Origin of the sequence: Stenotrophomonas sp. MYb238 (genome assembly GCF_009496535.1) — a bacterium.
Taxonomy (GTDB): Bacteria; Pseudomonadota; Gammaproteobacteria; order Xanthomonadales; family Xanthomonadaceae; genus Stenotrophomonas.
The window spans coordinates 223,624-245,344 of sequence record NZ_WIDL01000003.1; the positions used below are offsets into that span (position 1 = coordinate 223,624).

At 71.5% G+C, this 21,721-nt stretch carries 22 protein-coding genes; 14 read left to right on the forward strand and 8 right to left on the reverse strand.

Annotated elements, in window-relative coordinates:
• Window positions 1-3: 3 nt before the first annotated feature.
• From hisG to CQ393_RS03710, 9 genes are all read left to right on the forward strand, one after another.
• Window positions 4-915 (forward strand): ATP phosphoribosyltransferase, encoded by a 912-nt coding sequence (gene hisG, locus CQ393_RS03670; RefSeq protein ID WP_153190263.1) that lies wholly within the window; start codon window positions 4-6, stop codon window positions 913-915.
• Window positions 912-2,207, forward strand: coding sequence for a histidinol dehydrogenase (gene hisD / locus CQ393_RS03675; protein WP_153190264.1), 1,296 nt, complete (start codon window positions 912-914; stop codon window positions 2,205-2,207). The genes hisG and hisD overlap by 4 nt, the downstream gene beginning before the upstream one ends.
• Window positions 2,204-3,286: a histidinol-phosphate transaminase gene (hisC, locus tag CQ393_RS03680; RefSeq protein WP_153190265.1), complete on the forward strand. Its 1,083-nt coding sequence runs from the start codon at window positions 2,204-2,206 to the stop codon at window positions 3,284-3,286. Before hisD ends, hisC begins: the two co-directional genes overlap by 4 nt.
• Window positions 3,283-4,356, forward strand: a complete 1,074-nt coding sequence (hisB, locus tag CQ393_RS03685) for a bifunctional histidinol-phosphatase/imidazoleglycerol-phosphate dehydratase HisB (protein WP_153190266.1) — start codon at window positions 3,283-3,285, stop codon at window positions 4,354-4,356. The genes hisC and hisB overlap by 4 nt, the downstream gene beginning before the upstream one ends.
• A complete protein-coding gene (gene hisH / locus CQ393_RS03690; protein WP_343199492.1) occupies window positions 4,353-4,955 on the forward strand; it encodes an imidazole glycerol phosphate synthase subunit HisH in 603 nt (200 codons plus the stop codon). Before hisB ends, hisH begins: the two co-directional genes overlap by 4 nt.
• Window positions 4,952-5,686 (forward strand): 1-(5-phosphoribosyl)-5-[(5-phosphoribosylamino)methylideneamino]imidazole-4-carboxamide isomerase, encoded by a 735-nt coding sequence (gene hisA / locus CQ393_RS03695; protein ID WP_153190267.1) that lies wholly within the window; start codon window positions 4,952-4,954, stop codon window positions 5,684-5,686. Before hisH ends, hisA begins: the two co-directional genes overlap by 4 nt.
• Window positions 5,680-6,456, forward strand: coding sequence for an imidazole glycerol phosphate synthase subunit HisF (gene hisF, locus CQ393_RS03700; protein WP_153190268.1), 777 nt, complete (start codon window positions 5,680-5,682; stop codon window positions 6,454-6,456). The genes hisA and hisF overlap by 7 nt, the downstream gene beginning before the upstream one ends.
• On the forward strand, window positions 6,446-7,081 hold the full coding sequence (gene hisIE, locus CQ393_RS03705; protein WP_153190269.1) for a bifunctional phosphoribosyl-AMP cyclohydrolase/phosphoribosyl-ATP diphosphatase HisIE: 636 nt from the start codon (window positions 6,446-6,448) through the stop codon (window positions 7,079-7,081). Before hisF ends, hisIE begins: the two co-directional genes overlap by 11 nt.
• 120 nt (window positions 7,082-7,201) lie before the next feature.
• Complete coding sequence (locus CQ393_RS03710; RefSeq protein WP_153190270.1) at window positions 7,202-8,728, forward strand: calcineurin-like phosphoesterase family protein; 1,527 nt, start codon at window positions 7,202-7,204, stop codon at window positions 8,726-8,728.
• Window positions 8,729-8,737: 9 nt separating this feature from the next.
• On the opposite strand, the gene CQ393_RS03715 is transcribed toward CQ393_RS03710, so the two are convergent.
• The 3 genes from CQ393_RS03715 to CQ393_RS03725 all read right to left on the reverse strand — a co-directional run bounded on the left by CQ393_RS03715 (window position 8,738) and on the right by CQ393_RS03725 (window position 11,383).
• Complete coding sequence (locus CQ393_RS03715; RefSeq protein WP_153190271.1) at window positions 8,738-9,199, reverse strand: YciI family protein; 462 nt, start codon at window positions 9,197-9,199, stop codon at window positions 8,738-8,740.
• A 50-nt stretch (window positions 9,200-9,249) separates the two neighbouring features.
• Window positions 9,250-10,212, reverse strand: coding sequence for a C13 family peptidase (locus CQ393_RS03720; RefSeq protein WP_194269574.1), 963 nt, complete (start codon window positions 10,210-10,212; stop codon window positions 9,250-9,252).
• Window positions 10,213-10,306: 94 nt separating this feature from the next.
• A complete protein-coding gene (locus tag CQ393_RS03725; protein ID WP_265588065.1) occupies window positions 10,307-11,383 on the reverse strand; it encodes a bifunctional NAD(P)H-dependent oxidoreductase/GNAT family N-acetyltransferase in 1,077 nt (358 codons plus the stop codon).
• A 53-nt stretch (window positions 11,384-11,436) separates the two neighbouring features.
• On the opposite strand from CQ393_RS03725, the gene CQ393_RS03730 reads away from it, so the two are divergent.
• Window positions 11,437-11,922 (forward strand): MarR family transcriptional regulator, encoded by a 486-nt coding sequence (locus CQ393_RS03730; protein WP_153190273.1) that lies wholly within the window; start codon window positions 11,437-11,439, stop codon window positions 11,920-11,922.
• A gap of 528 nt (window positions 11,923-12,450) precedes the next feature.
• Here the strand turns inward: CQ393_RS03730 and CQ393_RS03735 are convergent.
• Window positions 12,451-13,440: a hypothetical protein gene (locus CQ393_RS03735; protein WP_153190274.1), complete on the reverse strand. Its 990-nt coding sequence runs from the start codon at window positions 13,438-13,440 to the stop codon at window positions 12,451-12,453.
• Window positions 13,433-13,981, reverse strand: coding sequence for a sigma-70 family RNA polymerase sigma factor (locus tag CQ393_RS03740; RefSeq protein WP_153190275.1), 549 nt, complete (start codon window positions 13,979-13,981; stop codon window positions 13,433-13,435). Before CQ393_RS03740 ends, CQ393_RS03735 begins: the two co-directional genes overlap by 8 nt.
• 126 nt (window positions 13,982-14,107) lie before the next feature.
• Between CQ393_RS03740 and CQ393_RS03745 the strand changes: the two genes are divergently transcribed.
• Both CQ393_RS03745 and CQ393_RS03750 read left to right on the forward strand, forming a co-directional pair.
• Entirely contained in the window at window positions 14,108-14,782 is a 675-nt protein-coding gene (locus CQ393_RS03745) for a hypothetical protein (RefSeq protein WP_153190276.1), read from the forward strand.
• The gene (locus CQ393_RS03750) at window positions 14,779-15,399 is read left to right on the forward strand and encodes a cytochrome b/b6 domain-containing protein (protein WP_194269575.1); all 621 of its coding nucleotides are present in this window, start codon (window positions 14,779-14,781) and stop codon (window positions 15,397-15,399) included. Before CQ393_RS03745 ends, CQ393_RS03750 begins: the two co-directional genes overlap by 4 nt.
• 48 nt (window positions 15,400-15,447) lie before the next feature.
• On the opposite strand, the gene CQ393_RS03755 is transcribed toward CQ393_RS03750, so the two are convergent.
• Entirely contained in the window at window positions 15,448-16,716 is a 1,269-nt protein-coding gene (locus CQ393_RS03755) for an amino acid permease (RefSeq protein WP_153190278.1), read from the reverse strand.
• Between the two features lie 218 nt (window positions 16,717-16,934).
• Here CQ393_RS03755 and CQ393_RS03760 point away from each other — a divergent pair, with 218 nt between their 5' ends.
• A complete protein-coding gene (locus CQ393_RS03760; protein WP_228114241.1) occupies window positions 16,935-18,755 on the forward strand; it encodes a DUF885 family protein in 1,821 nt (606 codons plus the stop codon).
• A gap of 244 nt (window positions 18,756-18,999) precedes the next feature.
• Entirely contained in the window at window positions 19,000-20,166 is a 1,167-nt protein-coding gene (locus CQ393_RS03765) for a metallophosphoesterase (protein WP_153190280.1), read from the forward strand.
• Between the two features lie 22 nt (window positions 20,167-20,188).
• Here CQ393_RS03765 and CQ393_RS03770 read toward each other — a convergent pair whose 3' ends face one another.
• On the reverse strand, window positions 20,189-20,692 hold the full coding sequence (locus CQ393_RS03770; RefSeq protein ID WP_153190281.1) for an MgtC/SapB family protein: 504 nt from the start codon (window positions 20,690-20,692) through the stop codon (window positions 20,189-20,191).
• A 178-nt stretch (window positions 20,693-20,870) separates the two neighbouring features.
• Window positions 20,871-21,569 (reverse strand): acireductone synthase, encoded by a 699-nt coding sequence (gene mtnC / locus CQ393_RS03775; RefSeq protein ID WP_153190282.1) that lies wholly within the window; start codon window positions 21,567-21,569, stop codon window positions 20,871-20,873.
• Window positions 21,570-21,721 lie beyond the last annotated feature (152 nt).

Below are 21,721 nucleotides of genomic sequence, written 5' to 3' on the forward strand. Positions count from 1 at the left end.
CCCATGAGTGCTTCCACCTCCGCGCCGGCCCGCGACCGGCTGCGCATCGCCATCCAGAAGAGCGGCCGCCTGGCCGACCCGGCGCGCAGCCTGCTGGCCGCCTGCGGACTGAGCTGGCGGCAGAGCCGCGACAAGCTGTTCTGCTTCGGCGAGACGCTGCCGGTGGACCTGCTGCTGGTGCGCGACGACGACATCCCGGGGCTGATCGCCGATGGCGTCTGCGACCTGGGCGTGGTCGGCCTCAACGAACTGGACGAGCAGGCCAACGCGCGTCGCCAGCTGGGGCTGGCCGATGCCTACCAGCCGCTGCGCGGCCTCGGCTTCGGCCAGTGCCGGCTGATGATCGCCATACCCGAGGAATGGGACTGGCAGGGGCCGGCGCAGCTGGCCGGCAAGCGCATCGCCACCAGCTACCCGGCCATCCTCGCCGCCTGGCTGAAGGACAAGGGCGTGGACGCGCAGGTGGTCGAGCTGTCCGGCTCGGTGGAGATCGCGCCCAAGCTCGGCACCGCCGACCTGATCTGCGACCTGGTTTCCAGCGGCGCCACGCTCGCGGCCAACCAGCTCACGCCGGTGGAAACGCTGCTGGAAAGCGAGGCCGTGCTGGCCGGGCCGGCGCACGAACTGGACGACGCCCGCGCCGGGCTGATGGCGATGCTGCTGCGCCGCCTGGACGGATTGACCCGGGTGCAGGACCGGAAGCTGCTGATGTTCTCCGCCGCCGAGGAACGCGTGGACGAACTGGCGCGGCTGCTGCCCGACGCCGAACCGCTGCTGCGCCTGCCGGGCGATGGCGGGGCGGTGCGCCTGCAGACCATGTGCAACGGCGCGTTGAGCTGGCAGCGGCTGGAGGAACTCGAACGCGCCGGCGCGCAGGGGCTGATGGTGCTGGCGGTGGAGAAGTCGCTGGCATGAACATCCTCGACTGGAACGCACTGGACGCCGACGCGCAGGCGCGCGCGCTGACCCGGCCGGTACAGGCCGTGGCCGCGCAGACCCGCGAATCGGTAGCCGCGCTGATCGAACAGGTGCGCGGCGTCGGCGATCCTGCCCTGCGCGAGATCACCGCACGTTTCGACGGCGTGGCGCTGGAACGCTTCGAGGTGGGCGAGGCCGAGTTCGCCGCCGCCGAACTGGCGGTGCCGGCCGAACTGCGCATCGCCCTGCAGCAGGCGGCCGGCCGCATCGACGCCTATCACCGCGCCGGCATGGCCCAGCCGTACCGCGTGGAAACCGCGCCCGGCGTGGTCTGCGAAAAGATCATCCGCCCGATCGGCCGCGTCGGCCTGTACGTGCCGGCAGGCAGCGCGCCGCTGCCTTCGACCGCGCTGATGCTGGGGGTGCCGGCCAAGCTCGCCGGTTGCCGCGAAGTGGTGCTGTGCACGCCGCCGCGCAGGGACGGCACGGCCGATCCGGCGGTGCTGGTGGCCGCGCGCCTGACCGGCGTGCACCGGGTCTACAAGATCGGCGGCGCGCAGGCGATCGCGGCGATGGCCTGGGGCACCGAAACCGTCCCGTCCTGCGACAAGCTGTTCGGACCGGGCAACAGCTACGTCACCGAAGCCAAGCAGCAGGTGGCGCAGGCCGGCGCCGCGGCGATCGACATGCCGGCAGGTCCGTCGGAGGTGCTGGTGATCGCCGATGCCGGCGCCACTGCGGCCTTCGTCGCCGCCGACCTGTTGTCGCAGGCCGAGCATGGCCCGGATTCGCAGGTGATCCTGCTCAGCGACGATGCCGGGTTGATCGCGGCGGTGCAGGCCGAGGTGGAAACGCAGGTGGCGCGGCTGGCGCGGCAGGACATCGCGCGGCAGGCGCTGGCTGCTTCGCAGCTCATCAAGGTGGCGTCGATCGAGCAGGCCTTCGCCGTTTCCAACCGCTATGCGCCCGAGCACCTGATCCTGGCGCTGCGCGAGCCGCGCCGCTGGCTGGATCATGTCGAAGCCGCCGGCTCGGTGTTCCTCGGCGACTACACGCCCGAAGCGCTGGGCGACTACTGCTCCGGCACCAACCACGTGCTGCCCACCGCCGGCGCCGCGCGCGCCTACAGCGGCGTCAGCGTGGCCAGTTTCCAGAACCAGATCAGCGTGCAGGCGGCCAGCGCCGAGGGCATCGCCGGCATCGGCCCGTGCGCCCTGGTCATGGCCCGCGCCGAAGGGCTGGACGCGCACGCCAACGCGGTCGCGCTGCGGCTGGGAGCGGCGCCATGAGCGGCGTGCTCGACCTGGTGCGCGAGGACCTGCGCGGTTTCGCCGGCTACGCCTCCGCGCGCAGCGCGAAGATCGAGGGCGAGGTCTGGCTCAACGCCAACGAATCGGCATGGGCCAATCCGGGCGACGCGGCAGCCACGTGCCGGCGCTATCCCGAACCGCAGCCGCAGGCCCTGCGCGAACGGCTGGCCCAGCTCTACGGCTGCACGTCCGGGCAGTTGCTGATCGGACGCGGCAGCGACGAGGCCATCGACCTGCTGGTGCGCGCGCTGTGCGTGCCGGGCCGCGACGCGGTGCTGTACACGCCGCCGGTGTTCGGCATGTACGCGGTCAGTGCGCGGCTGCAGAACGCGGCGACGCTGGAAGTGCCGCTGCGCGACGAGGAAGCGGGCCTGGTGCCGGACATCGAGGCCATCATCGCCACCGCCCGGCAGGGCAACGCGCGGCTGGTGTTCCTGTGTTCGCCCTCCAATCCCGGCGGCCTGGGCATCCCATTGGCGCAGGTCGAACAGGTGGCTACCGCCTTGCGCGGGCAGGCGCTGGTGGTGGTGGACGAGGCCTATGCCGAGTTCGCCGACGAACCCTCGGCGGTGAGCCTGCTGCCGCGCCACGACAACATCGCCGTGCTGCGCACGCTGTCCAAGGCGCATGCGCTGGCCGCCGCGCGCATCGGCTGCGTGATCGCCGACGCCGCCCTGATCGCGGTGCTGCGCCGCTGCCAGGCGCCGTACCCGATCCCGTCGCCCTGCTCGGCGCTGGCCATGGACGGGCTGGACGAGGCGGCGCTGGCGCGCACGCGCGAGCGCGTGGCCCTGGTGCGCGCCGAGCGCGAGCGGCTGCGCGCCGCGCTGGCGGAACTGCCCGGCGTGCGCCGGGTCTACGCCTCCGATGCCAACTTCCTGCTGGTGCGTTTCGTCGATGCCGAAACCGCGTTCCAGCGCCTGCTGGCCGCCGGCGTGGTGGTGCGCGACCAGCGCGCCGCGGCGCAGCTGCACGACGCGCTGCGCATCACCCTCGGCACCCCCGAACAGAACGCGCGCGTGCTGGGCGTGCTTGCCACCCTGGAGCCTGCCGCATGACCCCCATCCTGTTCGTCGACCGCGACGGCACCCTGATCGAGGAGCCGGCCGATTTCCAGATCGACGCCTACGAGAAGATCCGCTTCGTGAAAAATGTCATCCCGGCGATGCTGCGCCTGCGCGACGCCGGCTACCAGTTCGTCATCGTCTCCAACCAGGACGGGCTGGGCAGCGAGAGCTACCCGCAGGCAAGTTTCGACGGCCCCAACGACCTGATGCTGCAGATCTTCGCCAGCCAGGGCATCGTCTTCCGCGACGTGCTGGTCGACCCGAGCTGGCCGGCCGACAACAGCCCCAGCCGCAAGCCGGGCATCGGCATGATGCTGCCGTACCTGCAGGACCGGAATATCGACTGGGCGCGTTCGGCGATGGTCGGCGACCGGCCCACCGACATCCAGTTCGCCGACAACATGAAGATCCGCGGTTTCCAGCTGCGCACCGCGCAGTTCGGAGGCGAGTGGGACTGGGACGGCATCGCCCACGAACTGGCCGATGCGCCGCGGCGCGCCGTCGTGCAGCGTGATACGAAGGAAACGCAGATCCGCGTGGCCGTCGACCTGGACAAGGCGACCGCGGCGAAGATCGATACCGGCCTGCCGTTCTTCGACCACATGCTCGACCAGATCGGCCGCCACGGCGGGTTCGCGCTGGAAGTCCAGGCCAAAGGCGACCTACACATCGACGAGCACCACACCATCGAGGACACCGGTCTGGCCCTGGGCCAGGCACTGCGCGAGGCGCTGGGCGACAAGCGCGGCATCGGCCGCTACGGCTTCACCCTGCCGATGGACGAGACCCTGGCCAGCGCCGCGCTGGATTTCAGCGGCCGCCCGTACTTCGTGTTCGAGGGCGGATTCAAGCGCGAGCGCGTGGGCGACATGCCGACCGAACTGGTGCCGCACTTCTTCCGTTCGCTGTGCGACGCCGCCGGGCTGAACCTCAACCTCAAGGTCGAGGGCGACAACGACCACCACAAGGTCGAGGCCTGTTTCAAGGCGCTGGCGCGGGCGTTGCGCCAGGCGATCCGCCGCGAGGGCACCGAGCTGCCGTCGACCAAGGGCGCGTTGTGATCACGGTCGGCCTGATCGACGCCGGCGGCGCCAACCTCGGCTCGGTGCGTTATGCGCTGGAACGGCTCGACGTGGCGGTGCGCATGGTGCGCGAACCCTCCGAGCTGGAAGGTGCGTCGCGGGTGATCCTGCCGGGCGTCGGCGCCGCGGCCGAGGGCATGCGCCGGCTGCACGCGCAGGGGCTGGTGCAGCCGCTGCGCGGACTGCAGGTGCCGTTGATCGGCATCTGCCTGGGCATGCAGCTGCTGTTCGAGCGCTCGGAGGAGGGCGGGGTGGAATGCCTGGGGCTGCTGCCGGGCGTGGTGCGCCGCCTGCATCCGGCAGTGGGCGTGCGCGTGCCGCACATGGGCTGGAACAAGCTGCTGGCGCTGCGCGAATCGCCGCTGCTCGATGGCGTTGCGGCCGGGTCCAGCGCCTATTTCGTGCACAGCTACGCCGCGCCGGTCACCTCCGACACGGTGGCGGCCTGCGATCACGGCGGCCTGTTCACCGCGGTGGTGCAGCGCGGCCGCCTGTGCGGCGCGCAGTTCCACCCCGAACGTTCGGCCGGGCCCGGCGCGCGCATCCTGCGCAACTTCATCGAGAACGACTTTTCATGAGCTTTGTTGTCTATCCCGCGCTCGACATCCGTGATGGGCAGGTGGTACGCCTGCTGCAGGGCGACTACGCGCAGCAGACCATCTATGGCGACGACCCGCTGCCGCGCGCGCAGGCCTTCGCCGCCGCCGGCGCGCGGTGGATGCACCTGGTCGACCTGGACGCGGCCAAGGCCGGCGGCTATACGCTGTCGCCGCTGCTGGCGCGGATCGCGGCGAGCACCTCGCTGGACGTGCAGACCGGCGGCGGCGTGCGCGGCCGCGACGACGTGGCGCGCATCCTCGACGCCGGCGCCCGCCGGGTGGTGATCGGTTCGCTGGCGGTGCGCGAACCCGAACGCGTGCTGGCCTGGCTGGAGGAATTCGGCGCGGAGCGACTGACCATCGCGCTGGATACGCGGCAGGGCGGCGATGGCGTGTGGCGCCTGCCGGTACACGGCTGGACCGAAACCGCCGACGCCACCCTGGACGAACTCGCCGTGCGCTACGCGCAGGCGGGCATGAAGCATCTGCTGTGCACCGACATCGCCCGCGACGGCATGCTGTCCGGTCCCAATCTCGACCTGTACGCGCACCTGTCGCGGCTGCTGCCCGGCGTGGCGGTGCAGGCCTCCGGCGGCGTGCGCGACGTGGCCGACGTGGCCGCGGCCCGCGCGGCCGGTTGCGCCGGTGCGGTGCTCGGCAAGGCGCTGCTCGAAGGCCGGCTGCGGCTGGAGGAGGCGCTGGCATGCTGAGCCGCCGCATCATTCCCTGCCTGGACGTGCGCGAGGGCCGCGTGGTCAAGGGCGTGCGTTTCCGCGACCACGTCGACATGGGCGACATCGCCGAACTGGCGCTGCGGTATCGCGACGCCGGCGCCGACGAATTGGTGTTCTACGACATCTCCGCCAGCCCGGAGGGGCGTTCGGTGGACCGCGCCTGGATCGAGCGCGTCGCGCGCCTGATCGACATCCCGTTCTGCGTGGCCGGCGGCATCCGCGACGTGGAGACCGCGCGCGGCATCCTCAACGCCGGTGCCGACAAGGTCTCGATCAACACGCCGGCGCTGGAGCGGCCGGCGCTGATCGGCGAGCTGGCCGAGGCGTTCGGCCAGCAATGCGTGGTGGTCGGCATCGACTCCATCCGCGAGCCCGACGGGCAGTGGCGGGTACGTTCCTATACCGGCGACCCGGCGAAAACCCGCGACGAGGCGCGGCTCACCCTGGACTGGCTGCGCGAGGCGCAGCAGCGCGGCGCCGGCGAGATCGTGCTCAACTGCATGGACAGCGACGGCGTGCGCAAGGGCTACGACATCGTCCAGCTGCGCCAGGCCCGCGCCCTGTGCCACGTGCCGCTGATCGCCTCCGGCGGCGCGGGTACGCCGCAGCATTTCGCCGACGTGTTCGAGCAGGCCGACGTCGACGGCGCGCTGGCGGCCAGCGTATTCCACTCCGGCGCCATCGCCATTGCGGAATTGAAGCGCTTCCTGCGCGCACAACAGATCGAGGTACGCGATGTCTACTGAAAACGCCTTCGACCCGGCCGCGCTGGACTGGGACAAGGTCGGCGGGCTGATGCCGGCCGTCGTGCAGGACGCGGCCACGCTGCGCGTGCTGATGCTCGGCTACATGGACCGCGCCGCGCTGGAGCGGACGCTGCAGGGCGGCAAGGTCACCTTCTTCAGCCGCAGCCGGCAGCGCCTGTGGACCAAGGGCGAGACCTCGGGCAACCACCTGGAACTGGTGGCGGTGCGTACCGACTGCGACGCCGATACGCTGCTGGTCAGCGTGCGCCCGCACGGGCCGACCTGCCACACCGGCAGCACCAGTTGTTTCGGTCACGCGCCGGGGCATTTCCTGGGCGCGCTGGACGCGTTGGTCCGGCAGCGCGAGCACGACCGCCCGCTCAACAGCTACACCACCAAACTGTTCGAGAAGGGCACGCGCCACATCGCGCAGAAAGTGGGCGAGGAGGGCGTGGAGACGGCGCTGGCCGGCGTGGTCCAGCGCGACGACGAACTGCTGGGCGAATCGGCCGACCTGCTGTTCCACCTGATCGTGCTGCTGCGCGCGCGCGGGCTGTCGCTGGACGATGCGGTGGCGGTGCTGGAACAGCGTCATGCCAGGGCGGCGGAGAAGGCCGCCGGTTGAGGACGGGCGTCTTCAGCGATCCCGTCTGTCGATCCGCCGGCCGCGGCAAACCCAGCGCCATGCGCCTGTCGCATGACGGGGCGATAATGGCGGCCTGTCCGTTCGCCCGACGAGGCTTCCATGCGCCCTTACCTGCTCGCCGGCCTGCTGCTGGCCTGCGTACCGCTGACCGCGGCCGCTTCCTGCGTGGAGGGCCTGGTGTTCGACGATGCCAACGGCAACGGCGTGCGCGAGGCGGGCGAGCAGCCGTTGCCGGGCATCCGCGTTTCCGATGGCGAGCACATCGCCGTCACCGGCCGTGATGGCCGCTACCGCCTGCCGGATTCGGCGCAGCCCACGGTGTTCGTCATCAAGCCCGCCGGCCGTCGCGCCGCATCGCGCGCCGACGGGCTGCCGGACATCTGGCGCCCGCGCGCGGGCGAGGCGCAGGGCGGGCAATGTCGGCCGTTCGCGCTGGTGCCGCAGCCGGATGCGCCGGACGTCTTCCAGGCGCTGGTGATGGCCGACAGCCAGACCGCCAGCGCGCTGGACGTGGGCTATTTCGAGCGCGACATCGTCGCGCCGCTGCGCGGCCGGCACCAGGCGCGGCTGGGCATGACCCTGGGCGACATCACCAACGACGATCCCTCGCTGTACCCGCTGCTGGTCAAGGCGGTGACCTCGCTCGGCGTGCCGTGGCTGCACGTGCCCGGCAACCACGACATGGACCTGGGCGCGCGCAGCGATGCGCAGTCGCTGGACAGCTTCCACCGCCAGCTCGGCCCGGACACCTATGCCTGGGAGGAGCCGTCGATGGTGTTCATCGGCCTGGACGACATCCTCGCCCAGCCGGGACAGAAGCCGGCCTATGTCGGCGGCCTGCGCGAGGACCAGTTCGCCTTCCTCGAACGCTACCTACCGACGGTGCCGCAGGACCGGCTGGTGGTGCTGGGCATCCACATCCCGCTGTTCGACCACGCGTTCCGCGCCGGGGACCGCGCGCGCCTGTTCGCGCTGCTGGAGAATGTGCGGCACCCGCTGGTCCTGAGCGGCCATACCCACAACCAGAACCAGGTGTTCTGGAATGCGGCGCAGGGCTGGAAGGGCGCGCGGCCGCTGCACGAGTACAACGTCGGTGCGGCCTGCGGCGCGTTCTGGTCCGGGGTGAAGGATGCGCAGGGCATTCCCGACACCACCATGTCCGACGGCACCCCCAACGGCTACGGCCTGCTCAACGTGCAGCCGCAGGGCTACTACAGCGTGGAATACCGCGTCGCCCGCGCGCCGGAGGACGAGCAGATCGCGCTGCATGCGCCCAAGGTGCTGCGTCGCGGCGCCTACCCGGCGTGGGGCGTGTACGCCAACGTGTTCATGGGCCACGACGGCCTGCCGGTGGAGTTCCGCGTCGATGGTGGCCAGTGGCAGCCGATGAAGCGCGTCGAGCAGCCCGACCCGCGCCTGCTGGCCGAGAACGTGGCCGACGATCAGGCCGGGCGCCTGCGCGGCTACGACCGTTCGCCCGAGGCGACGCCGTCCTCGCACCTGTGGCGCGCGGCATTGCCGACAAAACTGGATGCGGGCGAGCACGCGGTCGAGGTGCGCGCCACGCTCGACGGCAGGGAATACCGCAGCCGCACCACCTACCAGCTGCAGGACGCGAACCCCTGAGCGCGGGGGTCAGGGCTGCGGCTTGACCAGTTGCTTGTGCACCTCGGCCAGGCCGGCCAGTGCGGCGCTGCCGTAGTACGCGTGGTATTCGGCCACCATCTCGCCGTTGACCAGCACCGGGTCGGTCGCGGCGAGGCGGCGCGCCTCTTCGATGTCGGCCACGGCGAAGACGAACAGCCCGCGCCAGCCGTCCACCCCGTCCAGCGGGCCGGCCAGCACCAGCTTGCCCTCGTCCGACAGGCGCTGCATGTTGGCGAAGTGGCCGCGGAACATCGCATCGCGTTCCGGTCCGTCCGGTACCCTGTTCGGCCCGGTCTTCAGGATGACCAGCACGTAGGCGCGCATGCCGCGCTCGTCGGCGCCGAACCTCGCCGCCAGCGCCGGGTCATACGCCGGCGCCGCCGGTTGCGCGGCAGCGGGCAGGGCAAGCATCAGCAAGCCGGCAAGCGTGCCGGCAATCCTGAAGAACATGGCGTTCTCCCCGGGGTTTCGAGTGCAGGCATCGTACTGCGCCGCGGCGGCTACGGTTCCGGGCCGGGTGGCGCGCCCGCGGATGCGTGCGGGGCCGGCTGCGGCACGTGGACGAAGGGATAGGGCACCGGCGCGCGTTCGGGCAGGCCCGTGCGCCATCGAGCCAGCACCGGCGCGATCGCCCTGCCGGCGAAGAACTGCGGTTGCGACGGCAGCTCGCCTTCCTCCTGCTCCCGCCGCCGCACGGTGTCGCGGGCCATGCCGAAGGCGGCGGCGAAGTCGCTGGTGGCGTTGAGCGCCTCGACCAGGAAGGCGCGGCCGAACCAGGTGGCACTGTCGGTGTTGCCACAGCCGAACGACGGGCGGTCCCGGCGCGCGGCGGTGATGACCATGCGGTCGGGTGCCTTCAGCACCGGCACGAACCCGCCCGAGTAGCAGGCCGAGATCACGATCACCGCGTTGCCGATCTTCGCCTCGTCCAGCAACTGCGCCAGGTCCTCCGGCGCTAGGTAATCCTCCTCGTCCGGCCCGGTGTGCAGGTAGACGCTGTTGTCGTCCAGGCCATGGCTGCTCAGGTAGAGGAACAGCACGTCCTCGCGCGGGTCCAGCGTCTGCCCCAGCACGTCGAGTGCATAGCCGATGCTTTCATAGGTGGCCAGCGGCGCGGCGGGCTCGCCGGGCAGCGCATCAGGCTGGTTGACCAGCGCGACCATGCGCCCTTGCGCGTCCCAGCGCTGCGCCGACAGCTGCCGCAGGTAGGCGACCTCGTTGCGGAACACGTCCTCGTCGGCGTCGCCGGCCACGCCGAGCACGTACAGATCGGTCACGCCCGGGCGCTGCGGCGGCAGGCGCTCCAGCGCGGCATCGAGCAGGGCCAGTTGCGCGCCTTCCAGCCGCGGCGTGGTCGGTTCCCACGCATCGGCTTCGGGCGTCTGCGCCAGCGCCGGCCAGATGCAGGCGAGCAATGCCAGGACCGGCGCCATCGCCTTGGAGCGTCGGACGACGCGCGTCATGGCAGAAGTTGTGGACGTCATCGGTACAGGCGCGAAGGAAGGCGGGGCGATTCTAGCGTGACCGTTGCGGACCGCCGTCGGCCCCGGCCCTGCCTCAGTGTTCGGCTGGAATGCCTGCCTGCGCGGCCTTTTCCCGCAACGGCTTCGCCAGATGCACGACGTCGCCCCCTTCCATGCCGGCGATGTGCTCGAAACCTTCGCTCAGGTACAGGCCGATGTTCTGCGCACTCCGGGCCCCGGTCTCCAGCGTCGCCCGGGCGCAGGCCGGCTCGGCCTTGCCTTCCACGAGCTTCAGCAGCCAGCGGCCGACGCCGGTTCCGCGCATGTGCGGCGCCACGGCCAGGCGGCCGATGTTCCATGCATCGCCTTCGCGCCGGGCGCGGATCATGCCGAGCAGCTTGCCGTCGCGCCACAGCCCGAGCGCCGTCCATTGCCCGAGCCAGTGGCGTACATCGTCGAGGCCTTCGTGCAGGGCCGGGATGTCCAGGGTCTGGTTGGCAAGCGCCTCGTCCACCCAGCAGCAGCGCTGCAGGACGATGGCATCGGCTGCATCCGCCGGCGTCAGCCTGCGGACGTGGGAGCCGGCGACCGGCCCGGCCTGCGTCGCGGCGTCCAGCGGCTCGCGCATGGGCCGCAGCGCATGGCCCAGCCTGACGACCTCTCCCAGGAGCCGGGCCGCGAGGCCGTCCAGGCGCTCGTCCTGCCGCACCTGTCCCTCGGCGATGGCGTCGCCGATGCGCAGGGACACCGTCGCCCCGGTCGGGACGAGCCGCAGTGCGGACACGACCTGCTTGGCGTGCTGCACCGACCGCGTGCCGGCGGAGGTATGCCCGTAGCTGACGAAGCCGACCGGCTTCCACGCCCATTCGCGACCGAGGTAATCGAGCGCGTTCTTCAGGACCGCGGGCATGCCGTAGTTGTATTCGGGGGTGACGAAGACGAAGCCATCGACGCCATCGACAAGCGCGCTCCAGGCCAGCGAGTGCGGCTGCCGATAGACGCCGGACGCGGGGTGCTCGGGTTCGTCCAGGAACGGCAGGTCCAGGTCGGCCAGCGAGACGGGTACCAGTTCCACGTCCAGCGTCTGCGCATGCGGCGCGGCCGCACGCACGAACCAGTCTGCGACCGCGGGGGCCAGTGCGCCTGGGCGGGTGCTGCAGGCGAGCACCATGATGCGGGGTTTGTTCGTTGACATGTAATCGAGACTGGGGGATATTCGATTACATGTCAACGAAAAAGAAGACGGCCACCTCGGACTGGCTCGACGGCGAGGAGGAGGAGGCATGGCGCGCCTTCCGGCGCATGACGGTCGGCGTGCGCACGCGGATCGGCCAGGCGCTGGCCGCCACCGGGTTGTCCGAAGCGGACTACGAGGTGCTCAGCACCCTGGTCGAGCGCCCGGACACGACCAGCACCCTGCACCTGCAGGCCGCCAAGATGGGGTGGTCGCGCAGCCGGCTCTCGCGGCATGCCTCGCGCATGGAGGCGCGCGGGCTCATCGAGCGTGCGCCCGACCCCGAGGACGGCCGCGGGTGCCTGCTGGTCCTGACCCGCGCGGGCCGGGACACGCTGCGCGCGGCGACGCCGCGGCACCTGGAGTCTGTGCGCCACCATTTCGCCGATCTGCTCGATGCCGACGACCTGCGCGACCTCAAGCGGATCGCGGAGAAACTCTGCGCGGGTGGCTCTGCCGCGCCGCAACCCGACTAGATCGGCAATCAAGCCACGATCGGTCCGGTGTCCGCGGGCAGCGCTTCCGCGCCGATGCCGTCTGGTGCGATCCGTGCATGGCCGGTTTCGCGCGCGGACGGCCGGCGATGCGTGCAAGAACGGATACGGCATCGGCGCGCCAGCCTGCCGGTACCAGCCCGATCACCTCACCGACGGCGAACTGCGGCTGCAGTTCGCCTTCCTGCTTTTCACGGTGGCGCACGGTGTCGTCGGCCACGCCGAACACGTATGGGTCACGCCTGGATGCTGCGGCAGCAGGCGGTCCAGCGCGACGTCGAGCAGGGCCAACTGCGCGCCTTCCCGCTTCGGCGTGGTCGGTTCCCATGGTGGTGTGTTTGGCATATGCGCCAGCGCCAGCCAGATCGCGCCGACCAGAGCGCAGGCGAGGGCGATGGTGCGCGAATGCCGAACGAGGCAGAGCAGGGCGATGGCGGCTGGAGGCACCGTCGCGGCATGGGCGGAACGGAATGATCGTGCGCCATCGGCCGGGCGATGGACCGCCGCCGCTCAATCCAGCGCGTCGCGCCAGTTCAGCCACCACGCCTTCGGCGGGCGCGGGATCTGCTCCCACCATTGGTTCATGGCGTGCACGCTGCCGTGTTGCCATGCCGTGCGGTGCCCCGGCGCAGGCGCGCCGTCGAACATCGCCGCGAGCCGGGGGTAGAGCGGCCCGGAGGCCAGCGCCGGATAGCGGGTGAGCAGGGTGAGCAGGGTGAACCGGTCCGCGGCCGTCGCCTCGCGGGCGATCAGCGCCTCGGCGTCGGCGGGGCGCTGTCCCGCCGCCATCGCCCGGTCGAACCGGTCCACTGCCGCGCGGAAACCGGCGCTGGCGCCCGTCGCCAGCGGGATGCCGCTGCGTTCGCCGGTGAAGTCGAGCGTCGAACCGGCCGGCACCAGGGTTTCCTGGCCTTCCACGCTGTGCATGACCCAGCCGCTGGTGACATGGATCGTGCCTTCGCCCTGCGGCGTGCGGCTCATTTCAAACTCGCATCCCAGGTCGACGGTTTCGCTGGCGCCGGCGGCGATGCCGAAATGGCCGGGCGGCGCCCAGATGCGCGCGCGGATGCGGCCTTCCAGCAGTTCGAGGCGGTGATGGCCGGTGCGCGTGTCCGCGAGCCGGATCCGCGTCCCCGGCATCACCTGCATCCGGCCGATGCGCGCCACCTGCAGCGTGGCCGACTGCGTCGCCGCCGTCGCCAGCGTCTGTCCGACCGCCAGCGTTGCCGGGAAGGGGGGGGCATCGGTCTGCACCGCCCACTGCCGGTGCTCGCTCCATTGCAGGCGCCACGGCACCCAGGCGGCGATGCCGATCGCGCACGCGACCAGCGCGGCGGCCGCGGCCAGGGGGAAGAGGCGCCTGCGCCGGCGGCGCAGCGGCGGCGCGGCCGGCACCGGCCCGGGAACATGGCGGTAAGCGCCCAGCAGCGCCGTCAGGCGCTCCAGTTCACCGTCGCCGGGAAGATCCGGGTCCCACAGCGGATCGGGTGTCTCAACCATCGCTCGTTTCCTCCTGCCGGGCGATGCCCAGCGCATCGCGCAGGCGCTGCATGCCGCGATGAAGATTCACCCGGACCGATTGCGGCGTCAGTCCGGTGAGGCTGGCGATCTCCGGGCCGCTGAGGCCTTCGACCAGGCGCAGGATCAGGGTCTCGCGGTAGGCCGCGGGCAGGTTGCGGATCGCACGCAGCGCCTGGCCGGCCTGCGCCATCGCATCCGGGCCCGACCCGGGCCAGACCGGCTCGTCCGCGTCGGCCAGCCCGCGTTCGTCGATGGTCGTGGACGGGCGGTTCCTGCGCGCGATCATCGCGATCCACGGCCCGAATCGCGCCGGCTCGCGCAGCTGCTCCAGCCGGGCGAAGGCGATGACGAAGGTTTCCTGGGTCAGCTCCTCGGCGCGCGCGCGCGAGGCCATGCCCAGGTGGATGGCATGCACCAGCGGGGCGAAGGTGCGGTAAAGCCAGGCGAACGCCGCCTGCGACCCGCGGCGGGCGTCCTGTACCTGCCGGGCGATGTCCAACGGGAGGGTCGCGGCCTTCATGTCCTGGAGGGTCGGGGGAGCACGGAGAAAGAGGGCACGTCGGCGTGGAGTGTTAACACGGCGGCGCGGTTAACGCCGCCGCGCCGGATGCGCTCTTCATTGGCGAACCCCGCCTGGAGCGTCCCCATGCACCGATCCACCCCGCCGTCGATCCCGAACCCCGCCGCGCGCGTCGCACGCGTGCCGATCCTGCTTGTCCTGCTGGTCGCCTGCAGCGGCGTCGGCGCCGGCACGACGCCGGTCGTCGGGCTGCCCTGCGAGGACTGCGACGTACCGCTGATCGGGTTGCCCGCCGCGCCGCCGGCCACGGCCCTGCTGGCGCCCGCCGACGAACCCGGACAGCGCCTGCGCCTGCACGGGCGGGTGACCGACGCGCAGGGACGGCCACGCCAGGGCGTCGTCGTCTACGCGCACCAGACCAACCAGCAGGGCATCTACCCGGGCGAGAAGACGGACGCCGCCCCCGGCGTCCGCCAGCATGGACGGCTGCGCGCGTGGGCCGCCACCGACGCCGACGGGCGCTACGCGTTCCTCACCGTCCGCCCCGGCAGCTATCCGGGAACGCGCATGCCCCAGCACATCCACCTGTACGTGATCGAGCGCGGCTGCGCGCTGTACTACATCGACGACGTGCTGTTCCGCGACGACCCGCACCTGACGCCCACGGTCGCGCGCAAGGCGGCCCAGGGCCGCGGCGGCCCGGGCATCGTCGCGCCGGTGCGGGTCGCCGATGGCTGGGAAGCGACGCGCGACATCGTGCTGGGCCGGAACATCCCCGGATACCCGGGGTGCGCGCCGTGAGCGGCCGCCGCGTGCAGCGTTATCCGCTCGCCCTGCGCCTGCTGCACTGGCTGCTCGCGCTGCTGCTGGCGCTGCAGATCGCGCTCGGGTTCGCGGCCGAACATGCGCCCACGCCGGCGTTGTCCGAGGCGCTGTTCCCGCTCCATTTCCGGCTGGGCGTGCTGATCCTGTGCCTGATGCTGCTGCGCCTTGCCGTGCGCGTGTGGCTGCCGGTGCCCGGTCACGACGGCGGGGCGCGGTGGGGCGCGCGGCTCCGCGGCGGGGTCCACGGCCTGCTGTACGCGCTGGCGCTGGTGCTGCCGGTCAGCGGCCACGTCATCTGGGTATGGATGGGCGCGGACCGGACCCTGTTCGCGGGCGTGCAGGTGCCGGCCCTGTTCGTCCCGCCAGCCGACGAAACAGGACGGGCGCTCGCCTGGTACGTGCATGTGTACGGCGCCTGGGCGCTGTCGGCCCTGGCCGCCCTGCACGTGGCGGCCGCGGTGTCGCGCCAGATCCGGCATGGCGACGGTTTCATCGCCCGGCGCATGGGGTTCGGGGCGTTGTCCGGAAAGGCTGCAGACGGCGGGCCGGCACGATGCACCGGCACCGGCGCGGCGTCGCAGGTCGGGGAATGAAGTCGGCATCCGACGGAGGGCAGATGCCCGCCGCCTGCCGGCGGCGCATCAACCCCGCCGCAGCCAGAAATAGATCGGCAGCCCGGCCACGACCAGTCCCGCGCCCCACAGCAGGGCCTCGGCGCCGATGCCGCCCAGCGCGTACAGGCTGAAGGCCAGCGCGCCGGCGGCGGCCAGGCGCGAGGCGCCGCCGTTGCCGCGCCAAAGCCATGCGGCGGCGCCAGCGAGATAGGGCAGCAGGGTGGCGGCGGTGGACAGCAGCACCGAGAACTTGAACAGGTCCACCAGCGAGCGGTTGTAGTTGCTGATCACCAGCACGGTCGCCAGCAGGCAGCTGACCAGGACGCCGAAGGCCGGCGCGCCGCGGCGGTTCTCGCGGGCGAAGGCGCGCGGCAGCACGCCGTCGCGGGCCGCGGCCATCGGCAGCTGCGCCGCCAGCAGGGTCCAGCCGTTGAGCGCGCCCACGCAGGACACCGCCATCACCAGCGCCAGCAGCACGCCGGCCGCCGGGCCCCACAGCGCGGCGGCGGCGTCGGCCATCGGTGCGCTGGAGCGGGCCAGCATCTCGGCTGGCAGCAGGCCCAGCACGGTGGTGCAGGCCAGCACGGTGGCGACGCCGGCCAGGGCGGTGCCGGCCACGGTGGCGCGGGCCACCGTGCGCGGGGCGTCGTCCACCGACCCGGCCGGCACGGTGGCCGCTTCCAGGCCGATCATCGCCCACAGCGTCAGCGCCACGGTGGCGCCGGCCACGCTGCCCAGCGACTGGCCGCTGGGGTTGAACGGCACGTAGCGGCCGGTATCGACGAACCACAGCGCCACCAGCCCGAACAGCAGCAGCGGCACCACCTTCAGCACGGTGGTCAGCAGCTGCAGGCGGCCGGCCTCGCGCAGCCCGGCCAGGTTCACGCCGGCGCACAGCCACAATGCGATCAGGCCGCAGCTGGCCGCGCGCACCGGCGTGGCGGTCAATGCCGGGAAGATGGCGCCGACGCTGCCGGCGAAGGCAACGGCAATCGCGGCGATGGCGCACCACATCGAGATCCAGTAGCTCCACGCCACCACGAAGCCGGGCAGTTCGCCGAAGGCGTTGCGTGCGAATACGTACGGGCCGCCGGTCTGCGGCCAGCGCCGCGCCAGCCGGGCGAAGGTGACGGCCAGCAGCAGCGCGCCGCACAGGGTGATGGCCCAGCCGACCAGGGTGGCGGCGCCGTAGGGCGCCAGCGTGGCCGGCAGCAGGAAGGTGCCCGAGCCGATCATGCTGCCCACGACCAGGGCGGTGGCGGACCAGAAGCCCAGCGGGCGGTGCGAGGTAGTCATCGGATGCGCGGAGGAAGGCGCGGCCGCGGGCGCGGTGGCGCCGGACCGGGCGGAAGAGGGAGGAGGAACGCCTGCGTGGACGGGCGCGGGATCGGGCGCGGATTATGACGGTTTGCCGGCACCGCCGCGACGGCCGCCGCGGCAATGACCTTTGGCCCTTTCCCCGGCCGGGGCGCTGCATGGACGCTGGCCGCTTCCTGTACCCAATGGATTGCCCGATGAAGCTCCGCCCCCTGGCCCTGTCCGTTTCGCTGTCCCTGGCCGCCGCGCTGTCGGCCTGTTCCCCGTCCTCGCAGCCGGCCGGCGGCGACGCCGCCAGCCAGGCGCCGCAGGCCGACAAGGCCGCCCAGCTCAACCAGCTCTATGCCGACTACTGGGAAGGCGTGCTCAAGCTGAATCCGCTGCAGGCCACCTTCCAGGGCGACAACCGCTACAACGACCAGCTGCCGGATTTCGGCTCGGCGCAGTTCCGCAAGCAGAGCCACGATTTCACCAGCGAATGGCTGGCCAGGGTGGAGAAGATCGGCGACGCCGGCCTGGCCGGGCAGGACCTGCTCAGCTACCGCATCTTCGTCGAGGAGCAGAAGCAGTCGCTGGAAGGGGAGAAGTTCCCCGGCTGGATGATGCCGGTCAACCAGATGGGGTCGACCGTGAGCTATGCGGTGATGCTGGGCTCGGGCCAGGTCGCGCAGCCGTTCAAGACGGTCAAGGACTACGACAACTGGCTGGCGCGCGCCGCGCGCATCCCGGTGCTGCTGGATACCGAGATCGCCAACATGCGCGAGGGCATGAAGGCCGGCGTGGTGCAGCCGCGCGTGCTGATGGAAAAGGTGGTGCCGCAGTTCGACGAGATCCTGGCGGCCAAGGGCGCCGAGGACAGCCAGTTCTGGGGGCCGGTCACGGCGATGCCGGCGGACTTCGCGCAGGCCGACAAGGAGCGCCTGACCGCCGCCTACCGCACGCTGATCGCCGACCAGCTGCTGCCGGCGATCCGCAAGCAGCGCGATTTCATCGCCAACGAATACCTGCCGGCCACCCGCGACACGGTCGGCCTGGATTCCCTGCCTGACGGCAAGGCGTGGTACGCCTTCAACGCCAAGGAAAGCACCACCACCGCGCAGACCCCGGAGCAGATCCACGAGATCGGCCTGAAGGAAGTGGAGCGCATCCACGGCGAGATGCGCACGGTGATGGAGCAGGTGGGCTTCAAGGGCTCGCTGCAGGACTTCTTCAAGTTCATGCAGAACGACAAGCGGTTCGAGTTCACCTCCGAGCCGGCCCTGCTGGAGCACTACCGCGGCCTGGAAGCCAAGATCAATGCCAATGTACCCAAGCTGTTCTCGCTGACGCCGAAGGCCGGTTTCGAGATCCGCCCGATCGAGGCGTTCCGCGCCAAGTCGGCCGCCGGCGGCGAGTACATGCAGCCCAGCGAGGACGGCAGCCGTCCGGGCATCTTCTACGTCAACACCTACGACCTGCCGACCCGCAAGACCTGGGATGCGGAGGACCTGTTCCTGCACGAGGCGATCCCGGGCCACCACTTCCAGCTGGCGCTGCAGCAGGAGCTGAAGGGCGTGCCGGCGTTCCGCCGCTTCGGCGGCGAGACCGCCTTCATCGAGGGCTGGGGCCTGTACGCCGAGAGCCTGGGCAAGGACCTGGGCGTGTATACCGATCCGTACAGCTACTTCGGCCGCCTGCAGGGCGAGCTGTGGCGCGCGGTACGCCTGGTGGTGGACACCGGCCTGCATTCCAAGGGCTGGAGCCGCCAGCAGGTGCTGGACTACATGTTCGCCAACTCCTCGGTCAGCGAGCCTGATGCCATCGCCGAGGCCGAGCGCTACATCGCCTGGCCGGGCCAGGCGCTGGCCTACAAGACCGGCGAGCTGAAGATCCAGGAGCTGCGCAAGCGCGCGCAGGAGAAACTGGGCGCCAGGTTCGACATCCGCCAGTTCCATGCCGAGGTGCTCAAGGACGGTTCGGTGCCGCTGGACGTGCTGGAAGAAAAGGTGGACGGCTGGATCGCCGCGCAGGGCGGCTGAGCGACGCCGCGCACGGACGGGGCGCCGGCATGGCCGCGTCGCCTCGTCCGCGGCCGATGGCGCCGTGCGTGCACGGCGCCGTGCTTGGCCCGCCGCATTCGTGTTGCGCGCGAAGAACGCACTGGTCCAGCCGGTGCCATCGTGCCGCGGCGCGGCTGTGCCACAGTACCCGCCATCCCCTTGAACGACTTTCCGCCAGCCGGTCCGCGGTCCGTCCGCGTCCGCCCGGTTGCCGCCCCCGCAGATGACCCTGATCGTATCGTTGCTCCTGCCGCTGCTGGCCCTGTGGCTGTGGTGGCCCGTGCAGTCCCTTGGCCGGCGGCAGCGCCGCTGGCACCTCGGCATTACCCTCGCGCTGGCCCTGCTTGGAGTGGGCTTGGCCACGCTGTGGCGCATGGACGTGCTCGCGTACGCGGTCGAAGCCTGGATCCAGCTGGCGTTCGGCTGGGTGCTGGCGATGTTCGTGATGCTGTTCGCCTACCTGGTGCTGCGCGAGGCCGGCTGGCTGCTGTCGCGCCTGGCGCCGCGCACCTCGGCCCTGGCCACGCCGTGGCACGGCGCACGCACGAACCAGGCCGCCGCCGCGGCGATCGTGCTGCTGGCCACGCTCGGCATCTGGAACGGCCTGAAACCGCCGCAGGTGCAGGAGCGCGACCTGGTCGTGCCGGGCCTGCCGGACGAACTGGACGGCCTGCGCATGGCGGTGCTCGCCGACCTGCACGCCAGCCCGGTCAAGCGCACCTGGCGCACGCGCCGCATCGTCGATGCGGTGATGACCGCACGGCCCGACCTCATCGTGCTGCCCGGCGACATGGTGGACGGCGAGGTCGAGGACACGGCCGCCTTCGTCGCGCCGCTGGCGGAACTGGCCGCGCCCCATGGCGTATGGGTGGCGCCGGGCAACCACGAGTACTACCACGGCTACCGGCGCTGGATGGCGCACTTCCGCGGCCTGGGCCTGGGGGTGCTGGAGAACCAGACCGCCAGGCTGGACATCCATGGCCGCACGCTGGCGGTGTCCGGCGTGGGCGATCTGGCCGCGCTGCGGCCCAGCGCCTACATGCGCGGCGGGCTCGCCCCGGACCTGCCGGCGGTGATCGCCGCGGGCAAGGGCAGCGACGCGCACATCCTGCTCGCCCACCAGCCCAAGCAGGCGCGCGAGGCGGCCGCGACCGGCGCGTTCGACCTGCAGGTGTCCGGCCATACCCATGGCGGCCACATGCTGGGCTTCGACCGCTGGGTGGTGGCGCCGGCCAACCACGGCTACGTGCGCGGCGCGTACCGGGTCGGCGGCATGACGCTGTTCGTCAGCAGCGGCGCCGGGCAGTGGGACGGTTTCACCGTGCGCCTGGGCGTGCCGTCCAGCATCGACGTGCTGGTGCTGAGGAGCGGGAACACGAACGGGCGCTGAGGCGCCGCCGACCCGCATGCCGTCAACCGTCGTCGGCCAGGCTGCCGGGCGCGGCCTTCCGGTCGGGCATCAGCCTGGGCAGCGCGCTCACCACCGCCAATGCGGCCACGGTGGTGGCCAGCGCCACCATCTGCATGCCCATGCCGGCGGCCATGCCGATCGCCGCCGTCATCCAGATGCCGGCGGCCGTGGTCAGGCCCTGTACCCGTTCCTTGCGGTCCTGCTTCAGGATGGCGCCGGCGCCGAGGAAGCCGATGCCCGAGACGATGCCCTGCATGACGCGGGTGACGTCCGCGCCGCCGATGCCCATCTGCAGCGGCGCCAGCACGAACAGCGCCGAGCCCACCGACACCAGGATGTGGGTCTTCAACCCCGCCGCGCGGCCCTTGCTCTCGCGTTCCAGTCCCAGCAGCCCGCCGAGCACGATGGCGGTAAGCAGGCGGGTAGCGACAACGGTCAGCGTGCCCATGTCGGGAATGGCGAACTCGGCGGCCAGCGCCTGGCCGATCTGTGCGGTGATGCTCATCGGGTGCCTCCGGCGCGGATGGGACTACGGGTCGAGGGACGTCTTGCCGCCGCACGCTAGCATCGGGCCGATGCGGCCGGGGTGAGGGCCGCGGACGCAAGATCATGGAAGCGCGCAGACGACGGCGGCCCGCTGAGGGGCCGTCGCGGTCATGCGTCGCGGGTGCGCCGGCGTGCGCTCAGAGCACGATCTGCCCGAAGTTCTCCACGCGCGCGTGGCCATGCGTGGCATCACCGGTGCGCGGCATCGGGTAGTCGTCCAGGCGGTCCAGCAGCACGGTGCGCAGGCCGGCTTCGCGCGCGGCATCCAGCTCCTCGACGATGTCGGACAGGAACAGGATGTCGTGCGGCGCGATGCCGATGGCCGCGGCGATGCGCGCGTAGCTGCCGGCTTCGCGCTTGCCGCCGATCTCGGTGTCGAAATTTCCCGAGAACAGGCCGCCGAGGTCGCCGGCGTCGCTGTAGCCGAAGAACAGCTTCTGCGCCGCCACCGAGCCGGAGGAATACACGTACAGCGGGATGCCGGCGGCATGCCAGCCGCGCAGCACCGCGGCCACTTCCGGATACAGGTGCGCGGTGTAGTCGCCGTTGCGGTAGCCGGCGTCCCAGATCATGCCCTGCAGCGCCTTGAGCGCGGTGTGCTTGCGGTCCTGGTCGATCCAGCCCTGCAGCGTCTCGACAATGACCTCGTCCTGGCAGGCGCTGGCGGCGATCTCGGTGGCGACGGCATCGAGCCAGCGGCGCACCTCCGGTTCCTGGCCATGCGCGCGCACGAAGCCGGGCAGGGCGGCGCGGGCATAGGGGAACAGCACTTCCTTGACGAAGGAGATGCTCGAAGTGGTGCCTTCGATGTCGGTGAGGATGGCGCGGATGGTCATGCGGGGAGTCCAGTTCCTTTCCTTGCGGGGGACAGCTTGGCAGGATTGCCAGCTGCACGGCGAAACCGCCCGGAGGGTGAGGCACAGGGGTGTGCCGGATGCAGGTGCCCGAAGGGCGGAAGGGGTTACGGTGGAGCGGGGGGGGGGGGCAG